This window comes from Fodinibius sediminis, from assembly GCF_900182555.1.
Taxonomy (GTDB): domain Bacteria; phylum Bacteroidota; class Rhodothermia; order Balneolales; family Balneolaceae; genus Fodinibius; species Fodinibius sediminis.
In genome coordinates, this window is sequence record NZ_FXTH01000009.1 from 198988 (window position 1) to 206747 (window position 7760).

Consider the following 7760-nt stretch of genomic DNA (forward strand, 5'->3'; position numbering starts at 1 on the left):
GATTAATCGGTAAATGTTTTGGGCAATAAGTAGGAGATATTAAATCCCACATTATTGTACCGATACTCGCTGCTGGTGGAAAGTTCTGTTTCCAGCGATAACTGCCAGTATCTATGGATTCGAGCAGATAAGCGGGCATTTGCCGAGAAGAAGGCGCCTGATCGATTATCATGTTTTGCCATAAGGGTGAGGCCCGCTGAAAAATCGGGGTCATAAAGTTGGTCACGATAGCTGTAGTCTATTCCACCACCTTTAATAAAAAGGTGATCGGGCGTGTAGTATGGGACGCCGGAACGATAATGTTCAGAAGCATTCGAATAGGACAAGTGGGCGACCGGACGCACTTTACTAAATCTTGTTGAAAACGGCAGATTGATATAGAATCGGGCCAAGGTTTCATGTTCAAACACATCATTGCTGTACCAGCTGCCGGTCAGTGATAGTGCCGTTTGTACGCGCTGATCTTTGAGCCAGTGGTCTTCCCGATAGATCATAGCCGTAACTTGATTCATATTCTTACGAACTCCCCGGTTGGTAAATACAGGTTCAAATTGTAGCCTAGTTGATGTGAAGGAGGAATCTTTTGAAAATGAAAAGCCTGTTTCTATATCCGGTCTAAATGCCCCCTCGTCCAGGTAAACACCTCCCTTCATAAAAGACTGCCTCGTCTGTTCCTTGTAACTGCGTTGATACCGGTAACTTAAATGGTACAAATTATTTACATTATCATTACCCAAAATATTGGATGCAATGATCTTCTCGTCCAATGTAATGCTATGCGTGAGCTCTGGCCTTTTACCCCAGGTGGAGAACAGCCCAACGGTAGCGATCTCGTTATCAAAATTATCAGAAGCAAAGGAACTGTTGGTTCCTACTTCAAATCCTTCATTTTTCCGATGGGTATGATCCAGATCCGATCTTAGACTGTCATTAAAAAAATCGGAATAACTTTGGAAGAACTGCTTCTTCTGCTCATAATTCATGTATCCGATTTCGGAGTACAGCAGTTCTTTGGATTCCGGTGACGCCTGATCTCGCTGAAATAAAGGATAAAGTGTTCGAAATCCTTCCTTCCTAAAGTTTTCGTATATCAGTTGCTGTCCAATAAAAGTGCGTAGAGAGTCATTTTGAGGTTGCTCTTTCAGAAATGTTTTACTTCGGTTTAGAAAGTCATGATATCTTTTTTGCTGCAACAGCCAGTCGAGTTCCATAACAGCAGGGATCTTCTCTGTTCGTTGTCCCCATACTACGGCCCGGCTCAACGCTCCTTCATTAGCATACATATAGGCAATATCTGAAGCCAATGGCTGTAACTGCTGCGTTGCTTCAGCTGGAAAGTCCCTAAGCCATTCCAGTGTTTTTTGAGGAGACTCATAAGCCATGGAATTATCCAAAGCAAAATGATATAGCGTATCTGAACGGGGATTCAAATCAATCAGGCGTTTAATATATTGTTTCCGTTTTGACCACTCCTCTACTGAGTAGTGCAGCCGGACCATTTCTCTGAGCAGAGATTCATTTTTAGGTTCGAGCGCCAATGCCCGTTGTGTCCATTTTTTTTGAAATTCATCATCCGGAATCCCATATTCTTCAATCATCATCTTTTTAAGCGAAATAATCGACTGGCCGGGATATTTCACCCACAGTTCTTCCAGTAGTGAAAACGCTCTACCGGATTGCCCCTCCCATCCATAAAATTTTAACAGTTTCTGTACGTCATGGGCATTCCATATTGGTTGTTTCATTAGCTGCTGTTCAAGGACATCAATAGCCGTATTGATACTATCAAACTCAACTGCCAGTTCGATTACCTTGTCCTGTAGATTTCTCGACGACGGATTTTGTTCTAGCGCAGCAACAGCCTCTTCAAAACGGGTATCCACCCAATCTGAATCTCCCCCTGCACTGGTATAGTCGCGGTATTGTCTAACTGCCTGCATCACCTCCCTCCTGTCGGTACTTTCAGATACAGAACTTTCGATTAGTAATGGCAACGTCAGGCTGTCGGAAGTCGTTGAAAATTGATAGAGCTTGCCATCCCAGAATGTTGATGAGGTAAAATTAATTTCCGAGTCTAAAAGTGACTGCTCAAAAGGAATCCGATTACTATCACTTACATAAGTAAACCAAAATTGCTGATTATCATCCTGTGTTCCCCTCTGGATAGCAGCGGTATTGACTTTTAAAGTCGAATCACTGAAGTCATACCTATTTTGAGTATTGAGCCAGTTTTGTACGATGGGACCGGCTTCACTGACAGAAACAAACCTTATAAAAGGATATTCATTTACCGTATTTTCCAGACGCTGTTGAAAAACTTCATACAACCCATAATCATGCGTCTCACTACTGTGCCAGCCTAATCCTTCGGGATTACGACTCCTATAATCATCTTCAGCCCGCTGCATGACCTGGAATACATCATCGGGATGGATGAAGTGTGTCCAAATACCAGTGTATAAAAATAAACTATGCTGGTTAAAGCTCGACATATTATTATTGATATAACCACTTGTGATGCGAGGATAATCAAATAACGATGGGACGAATGGATCGGGGCCGAATTCCCGGCCGCCTCCTTCTTCAACCTGTCCATTATAAAGAGAACTCATATATTTAATTTCTGGAAATTTTGCCCTGAGACTGGTCAATCCTACCGAATCAATTTCATTGGTAGGCGGTGCGTATGATTCTGGCAACGTACCGGGACTATTAATTCTCCATCTTTTTTTGGCAGCCCCTAATGCCGCTTCCATGTATCCTCTGTTCTGCCAGTCTTTCAGCCATAATGAAAAATGGTTGTAACCGTGGAAGCCCAACTCGTGCCTGCTGTCCAATATATCATTAGCAAGCCAGGGACTTGTATTTTGAGTCATCCCGTTGATGGTAATTTTGCTCGCCTCCCATTCATTAAAATTAAATGGTGGCACAACAGTAGCATTGTAATTAAAAGTAAGCATTGCCGTATAGTCTATACCAAAACTGTCGGCTAATGCTTTCATTTCCGGCCACCAGATTCGCTGTACAAACTCAGCGTGGGTTATATCATATTCCTTATCGATGGGTGGTAGTTTTCTGTCATATAAAGGAGCTGGAAAATCGTCAAGAAAGATTGTACTTACATTCGCTATCTCATAAGGAATGCCTTCCAGCGCTCTCACTCCAGATGAAAAAAGGAGTCCTCTATTGTTTTTTTCAGTCATCTGAGAGGTATTGAAGTAAACAGATTTCCCCTCTCCTATCGATCGTTCCACAATAACAGGATATGTCGTGTCACTGGCAGCAGTGGCAATAAGACCTACTTTGTCTGAAAATTCTGAGCTTTGAAATCCATTGTGCAGGGAGATTTGGCGCGACTGGAATAATTTTCCTTGAACATCCGGAAGCACAGGTTCTTGAAAAAAGTACCCCTCTGCCTGCCGGTCGATTGCATATGAGCTGTTTCGTTTGAGTCCAAGCAGGTAGGCGAAACGATCATCGAACAAAGGTCTCAGGATCAGTAGCTGGTTGCCTTTGGCTACAAATTGTACGAGCCGTTCAACGGATTCATCCGATAACTGTTCTACTCGATCGGTAGTCAAATATACTAATCGTGCCGTTATAGGAATAGATAATCCACCACCTTCAACAGAGAGATCGTGATTAGTATAGGGTATACCGGCATAATCAAGCGTTTTTGACAGCTGCTGATCAATTGTAATTGAGGTACTGTCCTTATGGTCGCCAATCACGAATACAAGAGGAGCCCGAACCGGGAGGGGGTGCTCTATATGTTCAGATGTTCTCTGTGTGGAACACCCTCCCAACCAACCATAGAATATGCTCACCAAGAAGGATATAATAAAAAAAGAACGGAGCATATTACTCATAGAAAATGAACCTTATTACTGGTTGGCAGGATAAATATCATAGAGAATATCCTCCATTTCAGATTCCTTCGGACGAATTACAAGCTCATATACCTTTGTGTTGATATCGGAATAATAAACTTCGACCATTCTGTTCGGCAATTGCTTATAGTTGGTAATCCATTGTTCTACATCACGCATTACAGATGGGGAATCATATAAAATTCCCTGCTGTATATGTCCATAGGGAGCCTTTTCAGTAAACACGAAGATAGAAGCGGGTGGTATGTTATTTCCGTCCCGCTCCACTTCCGGCAGCTCAAGTTCTTCGCGATAAAGAGAATCAATGCTGTTATACTCTGACAAAAAATAACTGTATTCCATAAAATAATGACGATTTTTAGCCATCACCTGCTGCACTTCTGGTCCCACGGTGGCATAGGTATACGGCTGCCGCTTGGTAATAATTTGATAATAAGCTTCCATGAAACCGTCAGGGATGGTATCCGGATTAGTGCGGCTCAGTTTGAGACCTCCCTGAATAAAAATAAGGCTGCCAATCGTTACTACCAGCAGTATACCGGAACAGATACGCAGTCCTGTTTTGTACATCTCAAATGTTATATCTACTATTTCCAGAAGTGTAGCAAAAACGACACTGGCGAATATGGCAATCATTAATGCATACACATGATTAAGCTGGTCAAGATCGAGCCACCAGCTATTACTGAGATCGACTGCCGGGATATAAAAAAATGAGACTCCTATGAATGATCCCAAAAAAATTAGTTCATCACGCATACCGTCTCTTTTAACCCCCCATCGTATCAGGTGAAATGAACCTATTCCGCAGGCGATTAAAACATATATGACACTCAATTTTTCTAAAGGCAAAATTAAAGAAGGGAAATAACTATAAAGGTGAACGTTAAATAACTGTTTCAAAACAAATTGTTGAAAATCAACACCATGGTAAATATTAAAACCTGCAAAAGGCATTAGAACAGTGATGCTGATGGATATCAAATAGATTGTGGGCCTGCGGAAAGAGCGAAAATAGTTCTTACGGGGTACTATGACCAGCATAAATAACAGTATGGGTAACAAGAAAACAAAAGCTATGAATAAATTCATCATCGCTGTTGCAACAAAGCCGGAAAGAACATAAAACCAGGGACTTTTATAGCTGCCCCGTAAATTTCTCACAAAGATCGTAAAAGTTATAAAAGCCAGGCCGAGGGCCATTTCTAAGCTGGCAGCCTCTATATGCTGGTCAAAAGAAATAGGCATTAAAAGCAATGGCGTTAAAGCATAAATGGACATTCCAAATAGTGGTGCCACTGAGTAGCGATTCTTGATAAGGTCTTTGGCTGACCAATAGATAATGACGCTTAAAAAAAAGCTGGTTATAACTCCAGATATCTGTAAAATCATCTCAGGACTTACCTGTATGAGTTGGCTAAATAAATTTACAGCTGCATGCATGCCAACGGGTTCAGCTGTGTCTCCAAAATAGTCTTGCAGACTGATTTCTTTAACACGATCAAGGTGTGAAAACCAGCCACTGCCAAAGGGAGCAGCATGTTGCAAAATCGGGAATAACCGTACAAGGGCACCTGCTACAGCGATACTGATGATTAGAGAATATTTCCCAATCTTTGACCATCCATAATTTTCCAGGGTCAGAACATTACGTTTTAACCAATCTCCAAACGATCCTTTTTTCATTTCTACGAATCGAATATATGCGATCAGCACTTTTTGCTCCCACTGTCGCAGAAAAGACAGAATGCTTCTTTTTTTACTTCGTGAAAAATTTACAAAAAAAGAAATTAGCAGTAGGGTCAGAATAAGACTGATGAAATCGTATATGTGCAATACAGTCAGTACGAAAATTGAACCCATAATAATCCCACCCAGACCAACCCAAGAGTAAAGTAACCTTTCTATGAGTGGTAGTTTACGAATATGCGAAAGGAACAGAGGAGCTATAAATCCAAGAAGAATGAAGAAAATAAGGCCAATGCGAAAAATGGCAAAGAGAGCGTTGACCCAATATGGATAATCAGCAAAAAATCCCAAGGAAAAAACTTATGTTATGAGTTATGATCAATGAGAAGGTATACTTGAAATCGTTTCTTTAATATTATTTAATTGTATAGGACCGATAAAATAGGGATAAGATAAGGAATCCAACCTGTTTTTAATTTTTTTATTGAGTAATTCTTTATCTGAAAAGTCTACGATTAAAATAGGCTTATCATATAAAGATGAATACCTGCCAATACTTTCGACTTTATCTTTATACTTTTTTCGTAATTTTAATCCATAAGTTTGGTCCCCAAAATTATAACTTGAAGCCACATCTTCGATCAGGACGGCGTCAATAAACTGATTGGTTTTATCAAGCATAAATAAACCCGAATTTTGAACAACAAAAGCCTGGGGATTGGCCTTGTGAATTTTAGCAATCATATCAATCATACAAGACTGTAAATGAGAGCGATCCGTATATGGAGCTACGCCATCCACGGTATCCAGGAAGAGACCGTCAAAACCCTTTTTCATTATATTGGGGATAACTTTTCCCAGTAGAATAGCACGAGTTGTTGAATCAGCTAAATTAAGGTATTGACTACCCCACTGTTCATTCACTCCTAAAAAACCACGTTTTTCAAGTAAAGGGTAATACCATCGGTTGCGATTAACTTCACCCAGGGACACATAGGCAATCAATTTATTAGTACTGGTGTTTAACGAATCGATCTCCGGCTTAGAATAATGGTCGGGTTCTACAATGAGTAACTTGTATTTATTGGCTATCTCTGCTCGATTTTCAATTTTTTCATAGCTAACGGCAAAAGGTTCCAGTGTTATTTCCTTTTGCATATTACCCGGACCTGTGCAATCTGCCAACGAGATCATGAATACCATTAATAGCAGATGCAAATTTGTATTAATTACCATGTTGTCGAAGATCATAACTTATATTTTTTAATCGATGGCATAAGCTTATGTCGATTATATATTTTTGCTCAGCTCCATTTTTCAATGTTGCTCACTTCATTATACGCCATCGTCCATCGGAGTTCTTACCCAATCTTTTATTGTTTTTTTAATCAGAAGGCTGAATAATAAAAGTAGTCCAATTTTTTGAAGAAAGTTCGGGCCATGAAACCGGATAGGATTGCAAAAGCAATAGATCCTGCTAACAGTCCGATGGTAGCGTAATCAAATGCAATTATTCGACTGCAGATAAAGCCTATGGTGAAATTTACAATTAATCCCCCCAAAACAGCATACATTGCAAATACGGGTTGGTCCAGCGTCAAAAAAAACAAGCAGTGCAGCAGACCGATTGTAAGAAACAGATATGAAATACTTGCTATCCAAAATACTCTCGTAGTCAGAGTATTGGCAAAAAAATCTTTTATTTCAGGAACTGTATCCTGAAAAACCATCAAGCTATTTACTGCATAATAAGTACCTATAATAGAGATCCCTCCCACAGCGACCAACAAAAACAACTGCCTAAAATAGAGACGTTTAAAGTATTCATTAAATTGCTCCAACTGTAGAAACGGTATTTTTTCTTGCAACGGTTTAAGCCCCCTCGAAAATACATTTATACTATATTCAAGCATCGCAAAACTCAAAACCAGGGTAATCAGAGCCCAATCCATACCAATTTCATAGGGTGTATTGAACCATAGAATTAAAGGTGGGGGTACATCACCGGTTGTCCATGCTAATAAGCGGTCCATGAAAAGGAACAAGAAATAACTCAAGCCATAAATAAAATAACGGTAATTAATATGGGTCTTATGAAGTTAAGCTCTCAAAGGGGGTCCTCTCGGAGCTTATCCAGTAAGACGTTATATAAGTTTTTATTTCGATGATTAAAACGGAATT

At 40.2% G+C, this 7760-nt stretch carries 4 protein-coding genes; all 4 read right to left on the reverse strand.

Annotated features, from left to right (window positions below; translation table 11 throughout):
* Positions 1-2: 2 nt before the first annotated feature.
* Positions 3-3869 (reverse strand): DUF2194 domain-containing protein, encoded by a 3867-nt coding sequence (locus FN808_RS11660; RefSeq protein ID WP_142714769.1) that lies wholly within the window; start codon positions 3867-3869, stop codon positions 3-5.
* A gap of 15 nt (positions 3870-3884) precedes the next feature.
* Positions 3885-5930 carry a hypothetical protein gene (locus tag FN808_RS11665; protein ID WP_142714770.1) on the reverse strand — a complete coding sequence of 682 codons (2046 nt, stop codon included), beginning with the start codon at positions 5928-5930 and terminating at the stop codon, positions 3885-3887.
* Between the two features lie 27 nt (positions 5931-5957).
* Complete coding sequence (locus tag FN808_RS11670) at positions 5958-6830, reverse strand: endo alpha-1,4 polygalactosaminidase (RefSeq protein ID WP_142714771.1); 873 nt, start codon at positions 6828-6830, stop codon at positions 5958-5960.
* Positions 6831-6967: 137 nt separating this feature from the next.
* The gene (locus FN808_RS11675) at positions 6968-7612 is read right to left on the reverse strand and encodes a hypothetical protein (protein ID WP_142714772.1); all 645 of its coding nucleotides are present in this window, start codon (positions 7610-7612) and stop codon (positions 6968-6970) included.
* Positions 7613-7760 lie beyond the last annotated feature (148 nt).

Excerpts from the sequence above, each read along its gene's own strand:
- FN808_RS11660 (WP_142714769.1), bottom strand. The coding sequence starts at position 3,869 with ATGAGTAATATGCTCCGTTCTTTTTTTATTATATCCTTCTTGGTGAGC.
- FN808_RS11670 (WP_142714771.1), bottom strand. The coding sequence starts at position 6,830 with ATGATCTTCGACAACATGGTAATTAATACAAATTTGCATCTGCTATTA.
- FN808_RS11675 (WP_142714772.1), bottom strand. The coding sequence starts at position 7,612 with ATGGACCGCTTATTAGCATGGACAACCGGTGATGTACCCCCACCTTTA.